At 60.2% G+C, this 22,857-nt stretch carries 23 protein-coding genes and 3 pseudogenes; 12 read left to right on the forward strand and 14 right to left on the reverse strand.

The window, feature by feature from the left end:
• The 7 genes and pseudogenes from ACO54Z_RS02060 to ACO54Z_RS02090 form a co-directional block, all read right to left on the reverse strand.
• Positions 1-276 (reverse strand): annotated as a pseudogene (locus ACO54Z_RS02060) (tonB-system energizer ExbB); the annotation flags it as partial.
• A gap of 261 nt (positions 277-537) precedes the next feature.
• Positions 538-1,095 carry a PqiC family protein gene (locus ACO54Z_RS02065; protein ID WP_485995522.1) on the reverse strand — a complete coding sequence of 186 codons (558 nt, stop codon included), beginning with the start codon at positions 1,093-1,095 and terminating at the stop codon, positions 538-540.
• 1 nt (position 1,096) lies between these two features.
• On the reverse strand, positions 1,097-2,716 hold the full coding sequence (locus ACO54Z_RS02070) for a PqiB family protein (RefSeq protein WP_485995523.1): 1,620 nt from the start codon (positions 2,714-2,716) through the stop codon (positions 1,097-1,099).
• Positions 2,683-3,333, reverse strand: coding sequence for a paraquat-inducible protein A (locus ACO54Z_RS02075; protein WP_485995524.1), 651 nt, complete (start codon positions 3,331-3,333; stop codon positions 2,683-2,685). Before ACO54Z_RS02075 ends, ACO54Z_RS02070 begins: the two co-directional genes overlap by 34 nt.
• Positions 3,311-3,925, reverse strand: coding sequence for a paraquat-inducible protein A (locus ACO54Z_RS02080; RefSeq protein ID WP_298079548.1), 615 nt, complete (start codon positions 3,923-3,925; stop codon positions 3,311-3,313). The genes ACO54Z_RS02075 and ACO54Z_RS02080 overlap by 23 nt, the downstream gene beginning before the upstream one ends.
• Before the next feature lie 63 nt (positions 3,926-3,988).
• Entirely contained in the window at positions 3,989-4,645 is a 657-nt protein-coding gene (locus tag ACO54Z_RS02085; RefSeq protein WP_298079547.1) for a Bax inhibitor-1 family protein, read from the reverse strand.
• A 100-nt stretch (positions 4,646-4,745) separates the two neighbouring features.
• Entirely contained in the window at positions 4,746-5,264 is a 519-nt protein-coding gene (locus ACO54Z_RS02090) for an adenine phosphoribosyltransferase (RefSeq protein ID WP_485995525.1), read from the reverse strand.
• Positions 5,265-5,371: 107 nt separating this feature from the next.
• Between ACO54Z_RS02090 and ACO54Z_RS02095 the strand changes: the two genes are divergently transcribed.
• Both ACO54Z_RS02095 and ACO54Z_RS02100 read left to right on the forward strand, forming a co-directional pair.
• Entirely contained in the window at positions 5,372-5,803 is a 432-nt protein-coding gene (locus ACO54Z_RS02095) for a DUF1249 domain-containing protein (RefSeq protein ID WP_485995526.1), read from the forward strand.
• Positions 5,800-6,303, forward strand: a complete 504-nt coding sequence (locus tag ACO54Z_RS02100; protein ID WP_485995527.1) for a paraquat-inducible protein A — start codon at positions 5,800-5,802, stop codon at positions 6,301-6,303. Before ACO54Z_RS02095 ends, ACO54Z_RS02100 begins: the two co-directional genes overlap by 4 nt.
• 157 nt (positions 6,304-6,460) lie before the next feature.
• On the opposite strand, the gene ACO54Z_RS02105 is transcribed toward ACO54Z_RS02100, so the two are convergent.
• Positions 6,461-8,017 (reverse strand): glycerol-3-phosphate dehydrogenase/oxidase, encoded by a 1,557-nt coding sequence (locus tag ACO54Z_RS02105; RefSeq protein ID WP_485995528.1) that lies wholly within the window; start codon positions 8,015-8,017, stop codon positions 6,461-6,463.
• Between the two features lie 171 nt (positions 8,018-8,188).
• On the opposite strand from ACO54Z_RS02105, the gene glmU reads away from it, so the two are divergent.
• Positions 8,189-9,562, forward strand: coding sequence for a bifunctional UDP-N-acetylglucosamine diphosphorylase/glucosamine-1-phosphate N-acetyltransferase GlmU (gene glmU, locus ACO54Z_RS02110; RefSeq protein ID WP_485995529.1), 1,374 nt, complete (start codon positions 8,189-8,191; stop codon positions 9,560-9,562).
• Positions 9,563-10,057: 495 nt separating this feature from the next.
• The gene (locus ACO54Z_RS02115) at positions 10,058-11,557 is read left to right on the forward strand and encodes an amino acid permease (protein ID WP_485995530.1); all 1,500 of its coding nucleotides are present in this window, start codon (positions 10,058-10,060) and stop codon (positions 11,555-11,557) included.
• Between the two features lie 84 nt (positions 11,558-11,641).
• On the opposite strand, the gene ACO54Z_RS02120 is transcribed toward ACO54Z_RS02115, so the two are convergent.
• The 4 genes from ACO54Z_RS02120 to ACO54Z_RS02135 form a co-directional block, all read right to left on the reverse strand.
• Positions 11,642-12,229 (reverse strand): rhomboid family intramembrane serine protease, encoded by a 588-nt coding sequence (locus ACO54Z_RS02120; RefSeq protein ID WP_485995531.1) that lies wholly within the window; start codon positions 12,227-12,229, stop codon positions 11,642-11,644.
• 309 nt (positions 12,230-12,538) lie between these two features.
• Positions 12,539-13,111, reverse strand: coding sequence for a hypothetical protein (locus tag ACO54Z_RS02125; protein ID WP_485995532.1), 573 nt, complete (start codon positions 13,109-13,111; stop codon positions 12,539-12,541).
• Between the two features lie 35 nt (positions 13,112-13,146).
• Entirely contained in the window at positions 13,147-13,782 is a 636-nt protein-coding gene (locus ACO54Z_RS02130; protein ID WP_485995533.1) for a transaldolase family protein, read from the reverse strand.
• Between the two features lie 35 nt (positions 13,783-13,817).
• Complete coding sequence (locus ACO54Z_RS02135; RefSeq protein WP_485995534.1) at positions 13,818-13,991, reverse strand: hypothetical protein; 174 nt, start codon at positions 13,989-13,991, stop codon at positions 13,818-13,820.
• 12 nt (positions 13,992-14,003) lie between these two features.
• On the opposite strand from ACO54Z_RS02135, the gene citD reads away from it, so the two are divergent.
• The 6 genes and pseudogenes from citD (at position 14,004) to ACO54Z_RS02165 (ending at position 20,583) form a co-directional block, all read left to right on the forward strand.
• Entirely contained in the window at positions 14,004-14,294 is a 291-nt protein-coding gene (gene citD, locus ACO54Z_RS02140; protein ID WP_485995535.1) for a citrate lyase acyl carrier protein, read from the forward strand.
• Positions 14,291-15,169: a citrate (pro-3S)-lyase subunit beta gene (gene citE / locus ACO54Z_RS02145; RefSeq protein WP_485995536.1), complete on the forward strand. Its 879-nt coding sequence runs from the start codon at positions 14,291-14,293 to the stop codon at positions 15,167-15,169. The genes citD and citE overlap by 4 nt, the downstream gene beginning before the upstream one ends.
• Positions 15,170-15,267: 98 nt before the next feature.
• A pseudogene (gene citF / locus ACO54Z_RS02150) lies at positions 15,268-16,677 on the forward strand (citrate lyase subunit alpha); the annotation flags it as partial.
• Between the two features lie 409 nt (positions 16,678-17,086).
• Positions 17,087-17,461 (forward strand): endonuclease domain-containing protein, encoded by a 375-nt coding sequence (locus tag ACO54Z_RS02155; RefSeq protein ID WP_485995537.1) that lies wholly within the window; start codon positions 17,087-17,089, stop codon positions 17,459-17,461.
• Positions 17,462-17,689: 228 nt separating this feature from the next.
• Positions 17,690-19,096 (forward strand): citrate lyase holo-[acyl-carrier protein] synthase, encoded by a 1,407-nt coding sequence (citX, locus tag ACO54Z_RS02160; protein WP_485995538.1) that lies wholly within the window; start codon positions 17,690-17,692, stop codon positions 19,094-19,096.
• Entirely contained in the window at positions 19,093-20,583 is a 1,491-nt protein-coding gene (locus ACO54Z_RS02165) for an anion permease (RefSeq protein WP_485995539.1), read from the forward strand. The genes citX and ACO54Z_RS02165 overlap by 4 nt, the downstream gene beginning before the upstream one ends.
• Positions 20,584-20,658: 75 nt before the next feature.
• Here ACO54Z_RS02165 and dcuC read toward each other — a convergent pair whose 3' ends face one another.
• Complete coding sequence (gene dcuC / locus ACO54Z_RS02170) at positions 20,659-21,504, reverse strand: C4-dicarboxylate transporter DcuC (RefSeq protein ID WP_485995540.1); 846 nt, start codon at positions 21,502-21,504, stop codon at positions 20,659-20,661.
• 58 nt (positions 21,505-21,562) lie between these two features.
• Here dcuC and ACO54Z_RS02175 point away from each other — a divergent pair.
• Positions 21,563-22,153, forward strand: a pseudogene (locus tag ACO54Z_RS02175) (IS256 family transposase, variant Zn-binding type); the annotation flags it as partial.
• An 88-nt stretch (positions 22,154-22,241) separates the two neighbouring features.
• Positions 22,242-22,388: a hypothetical protein gene (locus tag ACO54Z_RS02180; protein ID WP_485995541.1), complete on the forward strand. Its 147-nt coding sequence runs from the start codon at positions 22,242-22,244 to the stop codon at positions 22,386-22,388.
• Between the two features lie 195 nt (positions 22,389-22,583).
• Here ACO54Z_RS02180 and ACO54Z_RS02185 read toward each other — a convergent pair whose 3' ends face one another.
• On the reverse strand, positions 22,584-22,823 hold the full coding sequence (locus ACO54Z_RS02185; protein WP_281839907.1) for a hypothetical protein: 240 nt from the start codon (positions 22,821-22,823) through the stop codon (positions 22,584-22,586).
• Between the last annotated feature and the right edge of the window lie 34 nt (positions 22,824-22,857).

Raw genomic sequence — 22,857 nt, forward strand, 5'->3', positions numbered from 1 at the left:
TGCTGGTTCAGCGGCAGGCGGAGGGGCGACGGGTACGGTTTCGGTAAACAGGGTTGTGGTCGTGACGGCTTCGGTCGGTAGCGCGGTTTCTGCTGGTTCAGCAGCAGGCGGGGGGGCGGTAAACGGGGTTGGCGCGGCGGATGATGACCCGGTCTCTGCCGGAGCGGAAGCGGGTTCTGCCGGGGCGGCGATGGTGTCGGTGGCCGGGTTTTCTGTGTCGCGCACGGCGGCGGGTGCGGGGAACAGGGGATCGGTTTCGGGGTGCTTGGTTTCCATGTGCGGGTTCCTTGCGGTTAGCGGGGTGTTGCGGGGATTGTATGTTTGTGTGGCGGGGTTTGTCGATTGTCTTGCGGTGGTGGGTTTGGGTTGGTGGCGGGCATTTTGGCATTGGCAGTATGCGGGCTAACCCCACCCCCAGCCCCTCCCCCACAGGGGGAGGGGAGCCGATTGACGGGGATGCGGGTGGTGGTTGTCTTTGGAGGGGGAGGCGGTGTGCCGGGGCACAACCTGTAGAGTAGCGGGGTGGTGTATGTAAATTCAGAGGGTGCGGGCGATGGCGGCGGCGAGCTGGTTGATGGCCTGCGCGGTGGTGGCGACGATGCTGTCCGGGTCGCTCTGTGGCAGCGGCAGCTGTTGTTGGTATTCGTGGTTGGTGGGTGCGGTGTCGCTGCCTGCGCGGCTCGTCTGCCATTGGGCGCTGATGCGGTAGCGGTGGTTGGGCGGGTCGGCGATGAGTTCGCGGATTTGGATGTCAATCAGCACCTCCGGGCGGTTGTTTTCGGCGAGCGGGTAGGTGTAGGTGCGGCTGTTGCCGGTGGCACCGGCTATCGCCTGGCGCAGCACGTCGCGCAGGTTGTCGCTGAAGGGGTAGGTCCAGTGGTGGCTTTTGTCAATGTTGATGCGGCCGTGTTCGTCGTAGCTGACGAGGTATTCGCTGTCGTAGTAGGGCGGCAGTTCGGTGTAGCGGATGGCGGTCGGCGTGCCTTGCTGGGTCGGGGTGGTGCTGATGTCCGGGCGCAGGCTGTGGTAGGTGTCCGGGACGCTGCCGCAGGCGGTGAGGAGGCAGGCGAGGGCGGTGATGGCAAGGGTGCGCATTTTATTCTCCCATGATGAGGACGTTCGGTTTGTCGTCGATTTTGCGCATGACGTCGTTGATGCTTTTCATGCTGCGCTGTACGGTTTTCAGGGTTTCTTGCAGGCTGTAGGTCAGGTTGCTTTCCGGGCCGATGTTGTACAGGGTTTGTTCGAGCTGTTTGCCGAGGGTTTTCATTTGTTGGTTGAGCTGGGTCAGGACTTTGTCGGTGCTGTCGCCCGCTTTCTGGATGCTCACCAGGGTTTTGTCCAGTTGTTTCAGGGTTTGGTCGAGGTGGCGGAAGGCCGGGCTGGTCAGGGTGTTTTTCAGCGCGGCGGTCGCGTCTTTGGTGTTGGCGGCGATTTCTTCCAGCGGCAGTTTTTTGACGGTGGTGACGATGCTGTTGATGTCGTCGGTCAGCTGGCTGATGCTGTCGGCGCGCGACGGCAGCACGAGGTAGTTGCTGTAGGTGTCTTTGCGCAGGCTGCGGATGTCGTCCGGGTATTGTTTGAGGGTGATGATTTTGTCGCCGGTGATGAGGTTGCCGTTTTCCAGGGTCGCTTGCAGGCCGTGTTTGACCAAATCTGCGACAAGGTTGCGGTCGCGTTTTTCCTGGCGGTTGACGCGGTCGATGCGGTCAGGTTCGAGCGCGATGAGTACCGGGGTGACGGCGGTGTTGGCGGTTTCGTCGTAGAGCAGGCGGATGTCGATGACTTCGCCGATGTTCATGCCGTTGAAGTACACCGGCGCACCCTGGCGCAGGCCGCGCGTGGTGCTGTCGAAGTAAACGACGTAGTACTCTTTTTCAAAGCCGGTGCGTTCGGTGCTGGCGCGCTCGTTTTCAAAGAGGGTGTAAACGGTGCCGGGGCTGGCGGGGGTGTCGTTGTTGTTGAGCGTGGTCGGGGTGCTGAAGGTGATGCCGCCGCGTACCAGCGCTTCCAGTGATTGCATTTCGAGGTTGGCGCCTTCCGCGCCCATGCTGAAGTTGATGCCGCTGACGTTCCAGAATTTGGTGTTGTTGGTGATGAGGCGGTCGTAGGGCGCGTGGATGAAGGCGGTGAGGTAGAGGTTGTCGTAGTGTTCACTGAAGCGGATTTGTTCGATTTGGCCGACGGCAATGCCGCGGTAGTAGATGGCGGTGCCGACGTTCACCCCGCGCGCGTCGTTGGTGAGCAGGCGCACGCGCAGGCCTTCTTCGGTACTCTGGATTTGCGGCGCTTCGTCGAGGCCGGTGAAGTGGTTGGCGCGGTCTTCGTCTTTGCCGGGGCTGACGGTGATGTAGTTACCGGAGACGATGGTGCCAAGCCCGGTGATGCCGCTGGCGCTGATTTGCGGTTTGACGATCCAGAACTGGCTGTCTTTTTTCAGGAGCGGCTCGGCGGTGCGCAGCATTTGCGCGGTGACGATGATTTGTTTGAGGTCGTTGGAGAGGTCAATGCTGGTGACGGTGCCGACGGCGAGGTCTTTGTAGCGGATTTTGGTTTTGCCCGCTTCCAGGCCTTCGGCGCTGGTAAAGGCGATTTGGATGATGGGGCCGATTTGGCTCAGGCGCGACCAGGCGAGCCACAGGCCGATGCCGAGGGCGATAATGGGCAGCAGCCAGAGGTAGCTCAGTCGGTTGCGGGCGATTTCAGGTTCTTGCATTGGTGTTCCCGGTAATGGTCCCAGATGAGGCGCATATCGAAGGTTTCGGTGGCGAGCATGGTGAAGACGACGACGGCGGCGAAGGCGAAGATGCCGGGCGCGGGGTCGATTTGCGCCAGCCGTCCGTGCACGAGCGCGCCGAGCAGGGCGACGACGAAGACGTCTATCATTGACCAGCGGCCAACGAAGTGGATGAGTTTGTAGAGGCGGGTTTGCAGGCGCGGCGGTTTGTCCGTCCGTTTGTAGGCGAGCAGGTAGAGCAGCACCGCGATTTTGAAGAAGGGAGTGAAGATGCTGGCGAGGAAGATGACCAGCGCGATGGCGTAGGAGCCGTGGTGCCAGAGCAGGGCGATGCTGCTCATGATGGTGTCGGCCTGCGGCGGCTGGGTGAGGTAGGTGGTGTTGGTAATCGGCAGCAGGTTCGCCGGGAAGAAGAGGATGATGGCGGTGGCGAGGTATGCCCAGGTGCGGTTGTAACTCGCCGGTTTGCGCCGGTGCAGGTGGCCGTGGCAGTGCGGGCAGCGGTGGGCGGGCGCGCGGACGACGGTGGCGCAGTCGAGGCAGAGCAGCAGTCCGTGGGCGCTGGCGGTATCGTTAGAGACGGTAGTCTTCTTCATAGGCGAGGAATACGGCATCGCTCAGGTCAAAGCGCAGGGTGACGAAGACGGAGCAGAACATCAGCGCGCAGAACGCCCAAAAGCCGGGCTGGAAGGTGATGCTGGCGATTTGCAGGATTTTGACGAGGGTGACGACAACGCCGATGAGGTACACCTCCAGCATATTCCACGGTGCCATGTGCGTCATCCAGTGCAGGAATTTGTGCGAGATGTCGTTCAGGAAGCGGTAACGGAAGCTGATGATGACCCACAGCACCGCGAGCAGGTACCACAGCGGCATGACGATTATCAGCATACAGACGAGGATGCCGAGGATGTGCAGGTCGTTGTCAAACAGCGCCTTGATGCTGGAGAAAACGGAGATGGTGGTGTCGTCGCCGCTCAGGCTCAGGGTGATGAAGGGGAAGCTGTTGGCGATGATAAAGAGGATGAGCGCGGTCAGCGCATAGATGAAGGCCTTGCGGAAATCGGCGAGGCCGTCGTCAATTTTGCTGCCGCAGTCGGTGCAGTAGGCGTTTTCGCCACGGCGCAGCGCTTTGCGCTGGTAGAGCGCGTCGCAGTAGGGACAGGCGAGGAGTTCTCGTTGCGGCATGGTTTTGCAGAAATGAAAAAGTCTAGCACCGGAAAGGTGCCAGACGGATTGGGATTGCCGGAATCAGTTGCGGTTGAAAGCAGTCAAGATGTTGATCAGACTGAGGAACATATTGAAGATGTTGATGAACAGGTTCAACGTCGCAATGATGTAGTTGGTTTCCTCACCGTGAATGATGTTGCTGGTGTCATAGAGGACATAGCCTGAGGAAATCAGCAGGAATCCGGCGGAAGCGGCGACACTCAGCGCGCTCATGTTAAAGACAAACGCGCCCAGCATGGCGAGGAATACCACAAAGATGCCGGTAAAGAGGAAACCGCCCAAGAAGGTGAAATTGGTGCCGGTGAACAGCACGTAGGCGGACAGCCCCAGGAAGAGAATGGCAGTACCGACCAGCGCCTTGACGATAATGCTGCCCATGCCGGCACCCATCAGCAGGGTCAGGATGTTGGAGATACTGAAACCGAGGAAGCCGGTGAGGGCGAAGAGGAGGACGATGCCGAGGCCGTTGTTGCGGTTGGCAGAAACGGCGGGAATCAACAGCACCCAGCCGATGAAATACAGCCAAAACGGTACGTTCACCTTCATCAGCATACCGACATAAGCGCACGCTGCGCTGAACAGCACGTTCATGGCGAGCAGGATGTAAGTTTGGCGCAGCACCTTGTTGCGCGCGAGGATGCCGTCCTGGGAGATGGCTTCAATAGTGCGGGGGTTCATGTTGTTCATGAAAGCTCCTGTTTAAGGGTTGAGGGTTGAAAATACAAAAATTGTGCAAGGATTGTAGGGGGTTGGGCGAAACTTGTAAAGCAGGCGGAAATTAGCATTTCACCAGCGAACAGACTTCAATATTGCCCAGCTTGTCGCGCCCGTGCAGCCCTTCGATTTCCATCAAAAAAGCCGCGCCGATGACATTCGCACCGAGACTGCGCAGCAGCTCGATACAGGCGGCCATCGTGCCGCCGGTGGCGAGTACATCATCGACCATCATCACGCGTACCCCTGATTTGACGTCATCTTTGTGAACTTCAAGGGTATCCTGACCATATTCCAAATCAAAAGTGATGCGACTGACCTCACGCGGCAACTTGCCCGGCTTGCGCAGCGGGATAAAACCGATGCCGAGGCGCTGCGCCAGGGCGGAGGCAAAAATAAAACCGCGCGCTTCCGGGCAGGCAAGCACATCGGGCTGATGGCCGCTTTCCTCGCAGAACTGCGCCATCTCCTCAATGGCAGCGTGGAAGCCGGGGCCGTCGGCGAGCAACGGGGTAATATCCTTGAAAATAATGCCCGCTTTCGGATAGTCCGGGATGTCTTTAATCAGCGAATGCCAGGACATGAGATGATTCCTTGTACAGTTGAAAAGCCGCATTCTAACGCATCGCGCAGGCTTGCGTGTGGCGGCGTTCGTCCCCACAATGCCCCCTTTTTCGGAGACCCGACCCCATGCAAACCCCGCGATTCATGCAGCGCGACGAAGTGCCGCTGCAATCGCTCTACGAACACAACTACTGGCTCTTCCGCCTCCTCCTGCCGCAACCGCCCGCCGATGACGCCTGGTACATCCTGCGCGCGCCACAGCGGGCGGCCATCTACCTGCGCTGCATTGGCCGCCACGCCTACACCAGCGAATGGCTGCTCGGCCATTTCTACCCGCAGCGACAACAGCGCCGCTTCGCCCCCGACTACCGCATCCGCGTCTATCACGACGCGCGCCTCGCTGAAGCGATGCTCGATGCCGGCCTGCCCATACGCCAACAGCGCGCGGCAAAGCGGGCGCAAAACCGCGCGCTGGCCGAATGGCTGGACTACTGCCGCCGTTACCAGTACCGCCTCGCGGGCGTGGCGCAAACCGCGCCGCTGGTGGACGTCGCATGAACCGCCACGAAAACCGCCGCCGTCGCCTCATCCTGCTGAGTATCGTCCTCGCGGGCGTCGCCGCCTTCATCCCCGGCATCCTGCTGCCGATGATGACCGTACAAAAACTGGTACTGGTAAAAAACACCTTCACCGTCCTCTCCGGTATCGGCGCGCTGCTCGCCGACAAAACCTTCGGCCTCGGCCTGCTGCTGCTCGCCTTCAGCGTCCTCTTTCCGCTCGGCAAATTCGCGCTGATGGCGGCGTACCTCTACTACTACCCGCCAATACCCGCCGCGCTCGCCCGCTGGCAGAGCTGGCTCGGCAAACTGGCGAAATTCTCGATGATAGACGTCTTCTTTGTCGCGCAAATGCTGATGATCCTGAAGCTCGGCTGGTTGGTGGAAGTACAAATCCACAGCGGCATCTACTGGTTCTCCGCCGCCGTCCTCTTCTCGCTCGTCGCCGGCATTGCGATTGAATACGACCTGAAAGCACGGCTGGCGACGTCTGCGCCATAGCGGTCCCCTCGCCTGCGAAGGAGGGGCAGGGCGGATTTTATAGCCATCTTTACAAATCTATGTATGGCGACGCGCCTTGTGCAGAATTTTGTGCGTATCGCTATTTCCACAGATGAAAAATCCCCGCCGGAGCGGGGATTTTTGTTAGCAGGCGCAATCAGAAGTGGTACTGCTTGCACAGTTTGCGGAAATCTTCCGTCTGCTGGCGTACCCAGTTTTCGTCTTTGCCCAGTTCGGCAGCGATGTAGCGCGCGACGTCTTCCGCGACCTCACTCGCGGCGCGGGCATCAAGGAAGAGCAGGCGGATACGGCGGGCGAGGACGTCTTCCAGCGTTTGTGCCATTTCTTCGCGCACCGCCCACAAGGCTTCGGCGTAGAGGAAGGGGTGATCCGGGTGGATTTTGCTGCCCGCTTTGGCGTCAGCCTGGGCAAGCGCTTCTATCGCCGGGCGGTCGCTGCCGTAGTAGCCGAGGTGGTTGCCCATGTCCGCCGGCGCATGGCCGTGGATTTTCAGTTCGGTGGTCTGGCAGGGTTTTTCCGGCAGGGTTTTGTCCTTGATGGCGGCATCGACCGCGTCTTCGGCCATTTGCCGGTAGGTCGTCCATTTGCCGCCGATGATGTCCACCATGCCGGACGGGGTAACGTGGACTTTGTGGCTGCGCGAGACTTCTTTGGTGCTTTTGCCGCTGTCTTTCGGCGCGGCAAGCGGGCGCAGGCCGACGTAAACGCTGCGGATGTCGGCGCGGGTCGGTGCCTTGACGAGGTAGTCTTTGGCGGTGTTGAGGATGAAGTCCACTTCTTGTTCGAGCGGCAGCGGTTCGTATTCGGCGTTTTTGACGAGGGTGTCGGTGGTGCCGACGACGAGTTTGTCGTGCCACGGCACGGCGAAGAGGACGCGGCCATCGGAGGTTTTCGGCACCATCAGCGCGGAATCGCCGGGGAGAAAGCTGCGGTCTATGACGATGTGTACGCCCTGGCTGGGGACGATGCCGTCTTCGGAGTGCGGGTCATCCATATGGTTGATTTCATTGGCGAATACCCCGGTCGCATTGACGACGCAACGGGCGTTTACGGTAAATTCGTCGCCGGAGAGGGTGTCGCGTACTTTGACGCCGCTGATTTTGCCTGCTTCGTTTTTGTTGAGACCGATGACTTCGCAGTAGTTCACCACCGCCGCGCCGTGCTCAACGGCGGTTTGCGCGAGGTTGATGGCGAGGCGGGAGTCGTCAAACTGGCCGTCGTAGTAGCAGACGCCGTTGCGCAGTTTTTCCGGCTTGACGCCTTCGAGCAGTTTGTTGGCCTCAGCTTTGCCGAGGTAGCGGGTGTGGCCGATGCCGAGTTTGCCGGCGAGGCGGTCGTAGAGCCAGAGGCCGAAGGTGTAGTACGGCGCCGTCCACCATTTTTCGCCGGGGATGATGAAGGCTTCGCTTTTGAAGAGGTGCGGCGCGTTTTTCGCGAGGCGGCCGCGTTCGCGCAATGCTTCGCGCACGAGATCGACATAACCTTGCGCGAGGTAGCGCACGCCGCCGTGCACGAGTTTGGTGCTGCGGCTGGAGGTGCCTTTGGCGAAGTCGCGGCGCTCCAGCAGCAGGGTAGAGAATCCGCGGGTAATGGCATCAACGGCGATGCCGAGGCCGGTCGCGCCGCCACCGATGACGACGACGTCCCAGGTTTCTGCGCTTTTGGCGCGTTCGAGATTCTCTTGTCTTTTCATAAAATTGTGCTCCTTTAATCAGATTTTCACCAGAAACTCACTGGAGATGTGCGTATTTTAACACCCGCATTCACATTCATCACAAAGAAAGTAAATTTTGAGGGCTAAAATCCCACAACAGCGGCGCTTTCGTTACAATAGTTACTCACACGTCATCCACAAGGAATCCACATGAAGACGCTCGCCCTCATTCTCGCTGCCGGTCAAGGCAAACGTATGCACTCCGCCCAGTCCAAGGTTTTGCAGCCGGTCGGCGGCAAGGCGATGATTGTGCATTTGCTGGAGACGCTGCAAGTGCTCGCGCCGACGGAAAGCGCGGTGATTTACGGCCATCAGGGCGAGCAGTTGCGCGCCTGCATCGCCCCCGCCTGGCCGCAGTTGCGCTGGATTTTGCAGGCGGAGCAGCGCGGTACCGGCCACGCGGTGCAGATGGCGCTGGATGACATCGCCCGCGCCGATCTGGTTCTCATCCTTTATGGCGACACGCCGCTGGTGCGCGCGGAGACGCTGCAACGGCTGCTGGAGGCGGGACAGCAAAACGGCTTTGCCCTCTTGACCACGGTGGTGGCAAACCCGCACGGTTACGGGCGCATCGTGCGCAATGCGGCGGGCGAGATGACTGCCATTGTTGAGGAAAAGGACGCGGGCGACACCGAGCGCGCCATCCGTGAAATCAACACCGGGATGATGGCGGTGAAAAGCGAGTATCTCCGCCGCTATTTGCCGCAATTGCAGGATTACAACGCCGCCGGCGAGTTTTATTTGACCGACCTCATCGCGCTGCACGTCGCCGCCGGTTGGCGCGTCGTGACCGTTCCCGCCGCCGACAGCGCCGAGACGATGGGCATCAACACCCGCGCGCAGCAGGCGCAGGCGGAAGCGGTGTGGCGGCAGCGGCAGGCGCAGGCGCTGCTGGAGGCGGGCGTTACCTTGATTGACCCGGCGCGGATTGATGTGCATGGCACGGTCAGCGCCGGGCGCGATGTGGTGATTGAGGCGAATGTGGTGCTGAAAGGCGCGGTCAGCCTCGGCGACAATGTGTATATTGAAAGCGGCTGCGTGCTGGACAGTTGCACCATCGCCAGCGGTGCGCGCATTTACAGTCATTCGCGGCTGGAGCATTGCGAGGTGGGGGCGAACGCGCAAGTCGGGCCGTTCGCGCGGCTGCGGCCGAAAACGGTGCTGGCCGAAGGGGTACGCATCGGCAATTTCGTCGAAACCAAGGCGGCGGTTATCGGCCGCGGCAGCAAGGTTAATCACTTGAGCTACATTGGCGACGCCACCCTCGGCAGCACGGTCAATATCGGTGCGGGGACGATTACCTGCAATTACGACGGCGCCAACAAGTACCGCACCACCCTCGGCGACCGCGTTTTCATCGGCTCCAACAGCGCGCTGGTCGCCCCGGTGAACATCGGCGACGGCGCGACCATCGGCGCCGGTTCGGTCATCACCAAAGACGTCCCGGCGGAGCAACTGGCGCTGACGCGCAGCGAGCAGAAAACCATCAGCGGCTGGCAACGGCCGGTGAAGAAGGGGCATTGAGATTGTTTGCGGCGTTTTGTATATGGTCGGTCGCTGCGCGGGTTGTTTGCTGCCCCCACCCCAGCTCTCTCGCACTACGCGCGAGCTGTTCCAGTCCCCCACGGGGGAGGGATCTGACCTGCGTATGCCCGCAGAATGACGCCCGCAACGGGCATAATCGCAAACGCCCTGTGATTCACTTTTCCGCCGTGGGAAGGATGATTCGACGAAATTGCATACATGGGCTTTCATCTCCTGTTTCGGCTGTTTGCTGTTCGTACAGAAAACGAAAGCCTGTCAAACAGCGGAAAGGCTCCCTCCCCCGTGGGGGAGGGATGGGGTGGGGGCAGCCAATAACCCGCAGCGCGACAAAAAACGATGTCAGGCATGAATCAATACCCCATCTGCGAAAGGCGCTTTCCAAAATAGTACCGGGAGCCATCCATAACCCCGTTTACATACACCCTGAGCGCTCAGGTGTATGTATAAATTCCACCATCCAAAAGAAGGACTGAAATGACAGACACTTCCCCCAATACCCAGGTGAAACGCCACCTGAAAACCCGCCATCTGTCGATGATTGCCATCGGCGGCTGCATCGGCACCGGCCTCTTTATGGCAAGCGGCAGCGCCATCCACGACGCCGGCCCCGGCGGCGCGCTCGTCGCCTACGCCGCCATCGGCCTGATGGTCTATTTCCTCATGACCTCGCTCGGCGAAATGGCGACCTGGCTGCCGACTTCCGGCTCGTTTGCCACCTACGCCTCGCGCTACGTCGATCCCTCGCTTGGCTTTGCGCTGGGCTGGAACTACTGGTTCAACTGGGTCATCACCGTCGCGGTGGACGTCTCCATCGCCGCCGTCGTCATCACCTACTGGGAGCCGCTGCGCTTCCTGCCGCCGTGGGGCTGGAGCCTGATCTTCTTCGGCCTCATCTGCCTCTTGAACGCCTTTTCCGTGCGCGCCTACGGCGAATCCGAATACTGGTTCGCGCTCATCAAAGTCGTCACCGTCATCATCTTCCTCTGCATCGGTACACTGACCATCTTCGGCATCCTCGGCGGCGAGTACGTCGGCTTCAGCAATTTCACTGCGGGCGATGGCCCCTTCCTCGGTGACGGCGCGGGCGGCCATTTCCTCACCATCCTCGGCGTCTTCCTCATCGCCGGATTCTCCTTCCAGGGGACAGAACTCATCGGCATCACCGCCGGCGAAACCGCCAACCCGGAAGAAAGCATCCCGAAAGCGGTCAAACAAATTTTCTGGCGCATCCTCATCTTCTACATCCTCGCCATCCTCGTCATCGGCCTGCTCATCCCGCACACCAGCGACGAGCTGCTCGGCGCGGACATCGGCGCGGGCGCGGAAAACATCGCCAAATCGCCCTTCACACTCGTCTTTGAGCGCGCCGGATTCGCCTTCGCCGCTGCGGTGATGAACGCGGTCATCCTCAGCTCCGTGCTGTCGGCGGGCAACTCCGGGATGTACGCCTCGGTGCGGATGCTCTACGCGATGGGCAAAGACGGCCTCGCCTGGCCAGTTTTTGCGCGCACCACCCGTGGCAGCGGCGTACCGCTCATCGCCCTGGCATCCACCGCTGCCGTCATCCTCGGCCTCTTCCTGCTGCAACTGAACGAAGAAATCGGCAAAGACCTGTTTGACCAGTACATCATCGCCGCTTCCGGCCTCACCGGCTTCATCGCCTGGCTCGGCATCGCCATCAGCCATTACCGCTTTCGCCGCGCCTTTGCCGCGCAAGGCCGCTCGCTCAGCGAACTCGGCTACCGCGCTAAATGGTTCCCCTTCGGCCCGCTCTTGGCACTCACCCTGTGCGTGCTGGTCATCATCGGCCAGGACACCGAACTGGTGCTGAAAGGCGACCTCAACTGGAAACGCCTCGTCGTCACCTACATGGGCATCCCGGTCTTCCTCGCCTTCTACCTCTACCACAAGCTGCGTTACCGCACCCACAAAATCCCGCTGCAGGACATTGACCTGCGCCGCGACGCGGAATAACACGCAAAAGAAAACCCGCCATCTGGCGGGTTTTGAAAATTTGGCGTCTGCGGGAGTGGGGGATTTTTCAATTGCAAACAGCCTTTAGCGCGGCATTGGCGCTCCGGCAAACCACCAGGCGGTGGCGATGCCGGAGAGGAATCCCCAGATGTGCGCCGCCCACGAAACTTGCGGCTGATATTTGAACAGCGACGCCAGCAGTCCACCGTAGAGGAGGAAGGCGGCAATGGCGGAATAGAGCGCCCACGGGTCGTGGATAAAGGCGGCGTTGGCGAGGAGAAAGCCAAAGAGGGCGAAGACGAGGCCGGAGGCGCCGAGCATGATGGCGTTGCGGCCAAAGAGCCAGACGCCGAGGCCGCTGCCCGTCGCTGCAAGCAGCAGCAACAGCAGGTATTTATGCAGCGGCAGTAGGTTGGCGCTCAAAAAGCCCATGATGGCAAGCGGAATGCTGTTGGAGAGCAGGTGCGCCCAGTCAACATGGAAAAATGGCGCGGTGTATATCGCGGGCAGACTGAGGAAATGGCGCGGGCGGATGCCGAGGAATTGGCGCAGACTTTTGAAGGTGAGGCGATCCAGGACGAAGCCTGCCCAGATGAGGGCGAGCAATGCCAGCAGTGGATATTTGGCGGCATATTTCAGCCAGAGTTGGGGGTCAAGGAGTTCGGGGTTCATGGACGGAATGATTTTTCAGGGTGCGGTCAGGGGCTGTTTGCAATTGAAAAATTCCCTCCCCTGCAGGGCGAAGCCCGCAGCGGGGGAGGGTTGGGGAGGGGGTGTGCGATATTATTGATGAGCCGAAATTCCAATTTTTCAATTGTTTGCTGCCCTCACCCCAACCCTCTCTCTTGCTTCGCAAGCAATGCTTGTCCCAAAGGGACTGAAACAGTTCGCGCAGCGAGAGAGGCGTTTATCCGCCGAATTGTAAACAGCCCTTAGGGGAATTGCTATAACTACCCCTGCGGTCTGTTTGATGGATTGGCATCAGATACGCATCCCTTTGGCAATTCTTTCCCGGCGCAGGATGCGCAGCCGGATAATGCTCATGACAAAAAGCCACAGGGCGAATAATTTCATACATCCGACAATAAATGTTTCAAGATTTCTGGCGAAGAAAAAGCGGCGAATTTTTTGGTTGGCAAAGACTTCTTCCCCGTCCTTGTAAACGGCAATGATGAGACCGCGGATTTGTCCGCCGCTACGTTCATAGGGGATATATCTGAAGCGGTATTCTGCGGAAAACTGTTTTATTTTCGGTTCTTTGCACAAGTATTCGTGCAATCCGATACATTCGGAATGAAGGCGCTGTTTGTCTGCCGTCCGGATAATGAGGCCTGGGCTGCCCCTTGGCGGTGGCGGGTAGTAAGTTGTTTTAACCGGGCCATAGATGTCGTAATAAACGCCTTTTTTATAGATGATTTCCGCATCGCCGGTAACGATAAAGACCAATAACATCGCCGTACTCATGATGAGATAGCCCCAGCATTCATCGTAAGTGCTGTATTTCAGGAGCAGTGGGCTTCGGCAAAAATGAATGAAGCCGCCAAAGAAGTTCATGTTATTCCCCGTTTATTCTGCGGCATTGGCGTGCCCTATGCCGCGCCATCGGCGTTAAAGGCCTGTATGGCCGCTGCCACCAGCGGTTGCTCCAGCATCGCGTGCAGCAGGTCGGGCGGGATGGTGCAGGTGTGTGCGCCCGCGTCCAGCGCGCGCAGGATTTGCGCGCTGTTTTTGAAGCTCGCCCCCATGATTTGGCAGGGAATGGCGTGGTTGTCGTAGTAGCGGCGGGCGCTGGCGATGACGGCGTAGGGGTCAATCGCGTTGTTTTCCATGCGGTTGATGTAAGGCGCGACGAAATCGCAGCCAGCGATGCCGGCAAGAATCGCCTGTTCGGCGCTGTAAATGGCGGTGCCGAGCAGCGGCAGGTCGAGGCGGTGCGCGCGCATTTTGGCGATGGTTTCAAGTCCAGCGTAATTGACGGGAATTTTGAAGCCGAGCGGCGCATTGCGGAAAGTGGCGAGGATGTGTTGGTAGTCGGTAAACGTTTCCGCGGCAGTCGCGCCGAGAACCTGCACGAACAAGAGCGGCGGGCGCTGGGCGAGAATGGCGTCCAGTTGCGCCAGGCGCGGGCTGTCTTTAAGCAGGGTCGGGTTGGTGGTGATGCCTTTGAGGATGCCCAGCGGCTGATAGCGGGCAAAGGCGGCGGGGTCGGCGCTGTCGAGATACATGATGACCTTCCGGTTACGGGAAAATGAAGGCGGCATTATACAAAGCGGCGTTTTTCTACGTGCAGCGACGCGCCCGCTTGTCGCGAAATCAGCCCGTTACGCTTGACCTGCCGCAACGGCGATGTTTTGAGATTGTCATCGTTTTTTAATTTCTCTAAGATAGCGCGGTTTTTGCGCTGCCCTGTACGCAGCGTTCGGTAATCCTGCATAGAGGAGTGTTTATGTTAATCAGCAAAGAGAGTGTTGCCGGGACGGTCGAGTCCAGCGACGTCATGGTCTATGTCGCGCCCGCCGCTTCCGGCGTGTCGCTGGAAGTAAACAGCAGCGTCGGCAAGCAGTTTGACGCGCAAATCCGCGCCACCGTGCACGAAGTGCTGGCGCAGCTTGGCGTGCAAGCGGTCGCGCTCAAGCTGGAAGACCGCGGCGCGCTCGATTGTGTGCTGCGTGCGCGGCTGAAAGCGGCGCTGTTACGCGCCACCGATGAGCCAGTCGATTGGGGGAAAGTGCTATGAAACTGCGCAGAAGTATGTTGTTCGTGCCGGGTGCCAACGCGGCGATGATTAGCAACACCTTTATTTACAAGCCCGATTCCATCATGTTTGACCTGGAAGATTCGGTCGCGCTTGCCGAGAAGGACACCGCGCGGATGCTGGTTGCACACGCCCTGCAACACCCGCTTTACCGCGAGCTGGAAACGGTGGTGCGCGTCAATCCGCTCGCCTCTGAGTTTGGTTTGCTTGACCTGAACGCGGTAGTGCGCGCCGGCACCGACATCGTCCGCCTGCCGAAAACCGACAGCGCGCAGGACATCATCGACATGGACGCCGCTATTAGCGAAATCGAAAAAGCCTGCGGCCGCGCCGTTGGCAGCACGCAACTGCTCGCCGCAATCGAATCGGCGCAGGGCATTCTCGCGGTGAACGACATCGCGAAAGCCTCGCCGCGCCTGATGGGCATTGCCCTGGGCGCGGAAGACTATGTACGCAACATGAAAACAGAGCGCTCACCGGAGGGCATCGAATTGCTCTTTGCGCGCAGCAGCATCCTGCACGCCGCTCGTGCCAACGGCCTGATGGCGTTTGACACCGTCTATTCCGACGCGCGCAACGAAGAAGGTTTCCTGCGCGAAGCGTCGCTGATTAAGCAATTGGGCTTTGACGGCAAATCGCTGATTAACCCGAACCAGATTGTGCTGATTCACAACCTGTTCGCGCCGACGCAGAAAGAAGTGGACCACGCCGAGCGGGTCATTGCCGCCGCCGAAGAAGCCGAACGCAACGGCTCTGGTGTCGTCTCGCTCAACGGCAAAATGGTCGATAGCCCCATCATCGAGCGCGCCAAACTGGTGCTGCAACGCGCCGCCGCATCTGGAATCCGGGAGGAATAAACATGAACAGAGAACAACGGGTCAAAGGCGGACTCGCCGCAGCCAACAACCTCAAACCCTTCGCCGTGCGCGAGAAAAAAGTCGTCTTCGGCGAACGCGCGCCGCGCAAAGTGCTGGCCAGCATCGAAGACGCGGTACGCGCCTGCGGCCTCAAGGACGGCATGACCGTCTCCTTCCACCACGGCTTCCGCGGCGGCGACTACACCGTCAACATGGTGATGGACGTGCTGGCGCGCATGGGCTTCAAAAACCTCACCGTCGCCTCCAGCTCGCTCACCGGCGTGCACGCGCCGCTGGTTGAGCACATCAAAAACGGCGTGGTCAGCAAACTCTACTCCTCCGGCCTGCGCGGCAAACTGGCCGATGCCATCTCCGCCGGCATTCTCAAAGAGCCGGTACAAATCCACTCGCACGGCGGCCGCGTCCACCTCGTCAAAAGCGGCGAGCTGAAAATTGACGTCGCCTTCCTCGGCGTGCCGGTCTGCGACCCCTTCGGCAACGCCAACGGCCAGCACGGACAAAGCGTCTGCGGCTCGCTCGGCTACGCCATGACCGACGCGCAATACGCCGACAAAGTCGTGCTGCTCACCGAAGCGATTGAAACCTTCCCGACCGCGCCGCACAGCATCGCCCAGGACGAAGTCGATTACATCGTGCAGGTGGATGCCGTTGGCGACCCGGCGAAAATCGGCGCGGACGCAACGCGCATGACCACCAACCCGCGCGAGTTGCTCATCGCCCGCCGCTGCGCCGAAGTCATCGCCAAATCCGGCTACTTCTACGACGGCTTCTCGCTGCAAACTGGCACCGGCGGCGCATCACTCGCCGTTACCCGCTTCCTCGAAGACAAAATGCGCCGCGACAACATCACCGCCAGCTTCGGCCTCGGCGGCATCACCGCCACCATGGTGCAGTTGCACGAAAAAGGGCTCATCAAAAAACTGCTGGACGTACAGAGCTTTGACGCCGATGCCGCCAAATCCCTGGCGCGCAACCCGAACCACATCGAAATCAGCGCCAACCAGTACGCCAACTACGGCTCCAAAGGCGCATCGGTCGAACAACTCGACGTCGTCGTCCTGAGCGCGCTGGAAATCGACACCGGCTTTAACGTCAACGTCCTCACCGGCTCGGACGGCGTACTGCGCGGCGCCTCCGGCGGGCACTGCGACACCGCCGCCAACGCGCGCCTTGCCATCATCGTCGCCCCGCTGGTACGTGGCCGCATCCCCACCGTGGTAGATGAAGTCATCACCTGTATCACCCCGGGCGAACACATCGACGTGCTCATCACCGACCACGGCGTGGCCGTCAACCCGCGCCGTCCGCAACTGGCGCAGCGCCTGCGCGACGCCGGAGTTGAACTGACGACCATAGAAGACCTCTACCAGCGCGCCATCGCGCTGACCGGCAAACCGGAAAAAATCCGCTTCACCGACAAACCGGTCGCCATCGTGCGCTACCGCGACGGCAGCGTCATCGACACCGTCTATCAGGTGGCGGATTGAAGCAGCGATTCCCAAGACAGAAGCGGTACTCACCGCCATCCTGCACAAACTGGAAGAACAGCATGCGCAATAACATCGGTTTAGCCGCGAATGAACCCCACCCCCATCCCCTCCCCCACCGGGGGAGGGGGGCTGTTCCGTTGTTTTTGAACATTCGTTTTCTTCGCGGATATTGCGATGCGTGAACCCATGCGTGAAATGCCACCGTTTTACCCGGGACGGGGTGGTTCGCACCGCGATTCCCCTGTATGGAAGACCGGGGTGGGGCGCACCGCGATTTCCCTATTCTCGCGGGGGGAAGGATGAGTGTGGGTCGCACCGCGATTTCCCCCCTCCCCCCGTGGGGGAGGGGACGGGGGTGGGGTTCGTCCGCATACCTCGTTGTCAAATAGTCAGCAAACCAAACACCATGACCAACCGCCTCTTTACCTACGCCAACCCGCAAATCACCGCCAACGGACGACAATTACGGCAAAACATGACCCTTGCCGAACAGCGCCTCTGGCGGCATCTGCGCGGCAAGAGGTTGGCCGGGTACAAATTCCGCCGCCAGCAGCCGTTGGGTACATACATCCTTGATTTTGTCTGTATCGAAGCGAAGCTGGCAATCGAAATTGACGGCGGACAACACGCTGAACAGACTGCTTGCGACGCGCAGCGCACCCGCTACTTGCAACAGCGTGGCTTTACCGTATTGCGGTTTTGGAACAACGAAGTCTTGCAACAGACAGAAGCGGTACTTACCGCCATCCTGCACAAACTGGAAGAACAGAATGCGCAATAACACCGGTTTAGCCGCGATGAACCCCACCCCAACCCTCCCCCACGGGGGGAGGGGGCAGATCGGCGGAATTTCACGCATGGGTTCATGCATCGCAATATCCGCGAAGGAAACAAGGGTTCAAAAAACAACGGAGCAACCCCCTCCCCCTGTGGGGGAGGGCTGGGGTGGGGTTACTGAATACAGCACCCGCCATTAAATAGCCATTCAACCAGCACATAAGCCAACCCCATGCCCCACACCCTGCACTACCGCCCCGTTGCCACCGTCCTGCCTGCCGCTGAAGGCAAGGCGGTCGCGCTGGACGCCGTCCTCGCCGCGCGCGATGCCCGTGTGGCGCGGCAACAGGCGATGTTGCAACAAGGCGGTGTGCTGCTCTCGCTTACCCTGGTCGCGCCCGGTGCGGTCAAACGCAGCCCGCTTTTGGACGCCATTTTCACCGCCGCGCTCAATGCGCTACGCCCACACATCAGCGATGCCCGCGCGCGGCTGGAAGCGGTGGACGACGGCGGGCATCACGCGCTTTACCTGCTCGACGGCGACGCACGCGACTGGAAAAAGCGGGTCATTGCGCTGGAAAACCGCGCGCCACTCGCGCGCCTGTGGGACATCGACATCATCGACCGCGACGGCAACCCCGTCTCGCGCCGCGAGCTCGGCTTGCCGCCGCGCCGCTGTCTCATCTGCGACGACGACGCCAAAACCTGCGCCCGCGCCCGTCGCCACAGCATCGACGAGCTGCAAGCGGACATCGCCCACCGCTACCGCCTGCACCAACAGACACAAGCGATAGCGGCGACGATGCGCCAGGCGCTGATAACGGAAGCGACGCTGACGCCGAAAGCCGGGCTGGTCGATGCCGCGCACAACGGCGGCCACGGCGACATGAACCTTGCCCTGTTCCTCACAAGCGCTGATGCCATCGCGCCCTTCCTCGGCGACTGTGCCGCCTGCGGCATGATCTTCGCCGGACACCCTGCCAGCCCCGCCATGCTCGCTGCCATCCGCCCCATCGGCATCGCGGCAGAAGCGGCGATGCGCGCGGCAACCGGCGGCGTCAATACCCACAAAGGCGCCATCTTTGCCTTTGGCGTGGTCGCGGCTGCGCTGGGCAAACGCCTTGCCGAAGCGGGCAGGGCAACGCTCGCCGATGTGCAAGCCGACGTGCGTGCCATCTGCGCCGGGCTGCTTGCCGAGCTGCACCAGCCGGGCGACGACAGCGCCGGCAAACGCGGCTACGCACGGCACGGCATCGGCGGCGCGCGCGGCGAAGCGGCAAGTGGCTATGCCACCGTCAGCAGCCATGCCTTGCCTGCTTACCGGCAAGCGCTGACAGCAGACGGCAACAGCCGCCGCGCCTTGTTGCTGGCGCTCGTTACCCTCTATGCGGTCAATGACGACAGCAACACCCTTGCCCGCGTCGGCCTTGACGGCCTGCGCGCGCACCAACACTGGGCGCGCACCCTGCTCGCAGACCGCGCGCGCCTTGCCGACGAGGCGCAGTTGAGCGAAGCCATCGCCGCCTATGCCCGCGACTGCGCCAGCCGTCGCCTGAGCGCGGGCGGCAGCGCCGACCTGCTCGCCCTCACCGCCTGGTGCGGCCAACACTTCACCCCCAACCTTGGAACCCCTCTATGAGTACCAAAAAAGCCATCCACTACCTCATCCTGATCGCGATTATCGCGGCGACGTATATCTTTCCCGCGCCGGAAGGCCTGACCAACATCGGCTGGCATCTGGCAGGCATCTACATCGCCACCATCATTGCCATCATCCTCAAAGTTTTCCCGCTACCCATCATCCTGCTCGCGGGCGTCTCCCTCGCCTCCATCGCCATCGGCGTTGCGCCGGGCGAACAATGGTTTGACAGCGAAGCGCAAAAAGCGGTTGACGTCGTGCTGAAAGAAAAAGACGTTCTCAACGGCTATAAATCCAGCACTACCTGGCTGGTCTTCGCCGCCTTTGCGATGAGTACCGCCTTCGTTGCGACCGGCCTCGGCAAACGCATCGCCTACCTGCTCATCGGCGGGCTCGGCAGCACCACCCTGCGCCTCGGCTACGTCAATGCCTGCCTTGACCTGCTCATCTCCCCGGCAATGCCGTCGGTCACGGCACGCGCCGGCGGCATCATCTTCCCCATCATGAACTCGGTCGCCGTCTCGCTCGGCTCGGAGCCGGACACCAGCCCGCGCAAGGCCGGACGCTACCTGCTGCTCAACACCTACATGGTTGTCAAAACCACCGGCTATTTCTTCATCACCGCGATGGCGCCGAATATGTTGGCGATGGAACTCATCGGCAAGGTTTATGGCTCAAGCCATCCCTTCCTGCTGAGCTGGCCGCAATGGTTCTACGCCGCCTCCGTTCCCGGTCTCATCTGCCTCTTCCTCACCCCGCTGGTGGTTTATTTCATCTGCCCGCCGGAGCTGAAGAAGCTGGACAACAAGGCGATTGCGAAGAAAGGCCTGGAAGAACTCGGCCCGATGACCGTGCGCGAAAAAACCCTGCTCGGCCTCTTCATCCTCGCTGTCCTCTCCTGGGCGCTCGGTGAAAAAATCGGCATCAAGGAAGCCTCCACCACCGCCATCAGCATCATGACCCTGCTCGTTATCTGCGGTGTGCTTGTCTGGGACGATATGCTGAAAAACAAGGGCGCCTGGAACACCCTCGTTTGGTACGGTGGCCTGCTCGGTCTCTCCGGCGTGCTGGAAAAAGCCCACTTCTTTGACTGGCTCTCCGCCACCATGCAGGCCAACCTCAACTTTGGTGGCATCAGCAGCACCATCGCCACCATCATCATCCTCTTCATGAGTGTTGCGGTGCGCTACCTCTTCGCCTCCGGCGGTGCCTACATCGCGGCGATGGTGCCGGTGTTTGCCGCTGTCGGCCTTGCCGCCGGTGCCGACCCGACCCTGCTCGCGCTCGGTCTGCTCTTCTCCAACTGCTACGGCGGCGCGCTCACCCACTACGGCTCCGGCCCGGCGCCCGTCATCTACGGCGCAGGCTACAACGACATCAAATCGTGGTGGATAGTCGGCGCGGTCTTTGCCTTCGGCAACCTGCTGATCCACGTCACCATCGGCTTCGCCTGGTGGAAAGCGCTGGTCGGCATGGGCGTGCTGTAAGCATTCCCCGCCTGCAAAAAAAACCGCCCTTCGGGGCGGTTTTTTTATGGTGTGTAACGCCTGGAGCTGTTAGGTTTATGGCGCAACCGCAGGCAAATGCAGCGGCACGAATATCAGCGTGTAGAGCACGATGACGGCGAGCGCGGCGATAGTCGGGATGGCGGTGCGCTTGACCAGCAGCATCGGCGAGAGGTCGCCCGCGCCACTGACGGCGACGATGACGCCGGATACCGGCGACAGGGTACGGCCAACGTTGGACGCCTGTTGCATCGGCAGGATGAGGTAGGCGGGGTTGATGCCCAGTTTGGTCGCCATTTTCGGCGCGATTTCGACAAAGGCGTAAAAGGCGGCGTTGCCGGAACCGGAAGCGACCACCACCAACAGCGTCACGCCAACCAGCGCGAACATCATCGTCACCCCGGCTGCACCGCTTTTTTCCACCAGCGCAATCATTTCATCGACGAAGCCGATGTTGCTCAGTCCTTCGGCGAAAACTCCGGCGGCGATGAGGAGGATGACTACGCCCGCGAACGCCGCGCCCATTTCCTGGTAGGCGACTTCCAGCCCTTCGTAGAGGTCTTTGGCGCGCGGGTTGCGGCAGTATTCGATGATGAGGCTGATGATGAGCGTGAGGATGACCACTGCGCCGAGCGACATTTCCGGCATGACGCGCCCGCCGATTTCGATTTTGCCGTCGAAGACGAGCATCCCGGCAATCGGCAGGAACGGCAGCACCATGTAGAACACAGGCGCTTTTTTCAGCGCGGAAAGGTCCATCTGCACGCGCTCGCCGCCGCCCTGCGGCAGCAGGCCTTCGTTGCGGTCGCAGTACGGTTGCCAGAAGAAATGGGGGCGTATAGGACAAAATGGAGGCTCAAAAACGCTGTAAGCCTTATGCTGCAAGGCTTTAAGCGGGGTCAAAACCTTTGAACACAAAAAATGCTTTTTCTGTGGCTCGAAGAAGGTCAAAAAGAACGGGCGGCGCAACAGCCAACAACGCTATAAATGCTGCAACTGTGGCAGGCAATTTGACGGTAGCAGGCGTCACCAAAGCGATGAACTTTGGACAGCCTACAGCGCGGGCAAGCAGACTGCCGCCCAGCTCGCCGCGCAACACGGTTGTAGCTGCAAGACCATCTACCGCCATCTGCGCAGGGCGCGCATCCGGGAAACCTTCCCGCAGCCTGCCAAAGCCAACATCATCATGGACACCACTTACTTCGGGCGCAGTTTCGGTGTGATGGTGCTGATGGACAGCATCAGCGGGCAAGTCCTTTCCGTCCGTGAAGTCAAACACGAAACCAACGCCCTCTATGCCGAAGCGCTGAACGATTTGCGGGAAAAAGGCATTGCAATACAGAGCATTGTTTGCGACGGACGGAAAGGATTGTTGCAGCTGTTCCCGGAGATTCCCGCGCAACTGTGCCAGTTTCATCAGGTCAAAACCGTCAGCCGCTATCTGACACGCAACCCGAAAACGGCAGCTGGCAAGGCGTTGTGGCAGCTGGCGCTAACGCTGAAAGGCCAGCGGCAAGGTGGCCTTCCAAAGCGCCCTGCAAGCGTGGTTTGAGCAACATCAGGGCTTTCTCAACGAACGGACGGTCAATGAGGAAAGCGGCAGGTCGCACTACACGCACAAGCAGCTGAGGAGTGCGTATTTGAGCCTGAAACGGAATCTGGACTACCTGTTTACCTTTGAGGCGCATCCCGGTTTGGGCATCCACAACACCACCAATCTGCTGGACGGAAAATTTGCCGACTTAAAGCGCAGTGGGGTGTCATCACGGGATGAGAAAGGTGAATAAGATAATGTTTATAAAGGATTATTTCTCCGTCAAAGAAGGCTAATAGCCTCCATTTTTTCCTATACGCCTCGCTTGGCAAGTTTTGTCGTGAATGAAGTTAGACACCATAAAAAACCCCTCGCTTTATAAGTGAGGGGTTGAAGCTATCGCATCAGCGGCAAATCCGGTAATCACGCCGCTTGGCGACGCCAGTATTTATGGCATTCCCGGCATTGGCGCGGGTTGGGCATTTTGCATCCGCTCTTTGGTCCAATAGCTACGCGGATCTTCCGTCGTCGGCGCCGGGGTGGCGGTCGAGCTGTCCGAGGCATCCGGCATAGCAGGGGTTTCCGGCGGTGGCGGTGCGATAAAGTTTTCGCGGCCTCCACCACCGCCACAGGCGGCGAGAGCACTGAGGGAGAGCAAGGCAATCGTCAGTGGTGTCGTGGTTTTCATAAGGACCTCTCTTGGTTGTGGTGAAGCGGGGTGA

It is taken from the genome of Cardiobacterium sp. (genome assembly GCF_057314735.1).

Coding starts and splice junctions, on each gene's coding strand:
- ACO54Z_RS02135 (WP_485995534.1), bottom strand. CDS start 13,991: ATGCAGGATTACCGAACGCTGCGTACAGGGCAGCGCAAAAACCGCGCT.
- ACO54Z_RS02185 (WP_281839907.1), bottom strand. CDS start 22,823: ATGAAAACCACGACACCACTGACGATTGCCTTGCTCTCCCTCAGTGCT.
- citX (WP_485995538.1), top strand. CDS start 17,690: ATGCCCCACACCCTGCACTACCGCCCCGTTGCCACCGTCCTGCCTGCC.
- ACO54Z_RS02085 (WP_298079547.1), bottom strand. CDS start 4,645: ATGAACCCCCGCACTATTGAAGCCATCTCCCAGGACGGCATCCTCGCG.
- ACO54Z_RS02100 (WP_485995527.1), top strand. CDS start 5,800: ATGAACCGCCACGAAAACCGCCGCCGTCGCCTCATCCTGCTGAGTATC.
- ACO54Z_RS02090 (WP_485995525.1), bottom strand. CDS start 5,264: ATGTCCTGGCATTCGCTGATTAAAGACATCCCGGACTATCCGAAAGCG.
- ACO54Z_RS02065 (WP_485995522.1), bottom strand. CDS start 1,095: ATGCGCACCCTTGCCATCACCGCCCTCGCCTGCCTCCTCACCGCCTGC.
- ACO54Z_RS02070 (WP_485995523.1), bottom strand. CDS start 2,716: ATGCAAGAACCTGAAATCGCCCGCAACCGACTGAGCTACCTCTGGCTG.
- ACO54Z_RS02120 (WP_485995531.1), bottom strand. CDS start 12,229: ATGAACCCCGAACTCCTTGACCCCCAACTCTGGCTGAAATATGCCGCC.
- ACO54Z_RS02155 (WP_485995537.1), top strand. CDS start 17,087: ATGACCAACCGCCTCTTTACCTACGCCAACCCGCAAATCACCGCCAAC.
- ACO54Z_RS02125 (WP_485995532.1), bottom strand. CDS start 13,111: ATGAACTTCTTTGGCGGCTTCATTCATTTTTGCCGAAGCCCACTGCTC.
- citE (WP_485995536.1), top strand. CDS start 14,291: ATGAAACTGCGCAGAAGTATGTTGTTCGTGCCGGGTGCCAACGCGGCG.
- ACO54Z_RS02130 (WP_485995533.1), bottom strand. CDS start 13,782: ATGTATCTCGACAGCGCCGACCCCGCCGCCTTTGCCCGCTATCAGCCG.
- ACO54Z_RS02115 (WP_485995530.1), top strand. CDS start 10,058: ATGACAGACACTTCCCCCAATACCCAGGTGAAACGCCACCTGAAAACC.
- ACO54Z_RS02095 (WP_485995526.1), top strand. CDS start 5,372: ATGCAAACCCCGCGATTCATGCAGCGCGACGAAGTGCCGCTGCAATCG.
- ACO54Z_RS02075 (WP_485995524.1), bottom strand. CDS start 3,333: ATGAAGAAGACTACCGTCTCTAACGATACCGCCAGCGCCCACGGACTG.
- ACO54Z_RS02080 (WP_298079548.1), bottom strand. CDS start 3,925: ATGCCGCAACGAGAACTCCTCGCCTGTCCCTACTGCGACGCGCTCTAC.
- ACO54Z_RS02165 (WP_485995539.1), top strand. CDS start 19,093: ATGAGTACCAAAAAAGCCATCCACTACCTCATCCTGATCGCGATTATC.
- citD (WP_485995535.1), top strand. CDS start 14,004: ATGTTAATCAGCAAAGAGAGTGTTGCCGGGACGGTCGAGTCCAGCGAC.
- ACO54Z_RS02105 (WP_485995528.1), bottom strand. CDS start 8,017: ATGAAAAGACAAGAGAATCTCGAACGCGCCAAAAGCGCAGAAACCTGG.
- glmU (WP_485995529.1), top strand. CDS start 8,189: ATGAAGACGCTCGCCCTCATTCTCGCTGCCGGTCAAGGCAAACGTATG.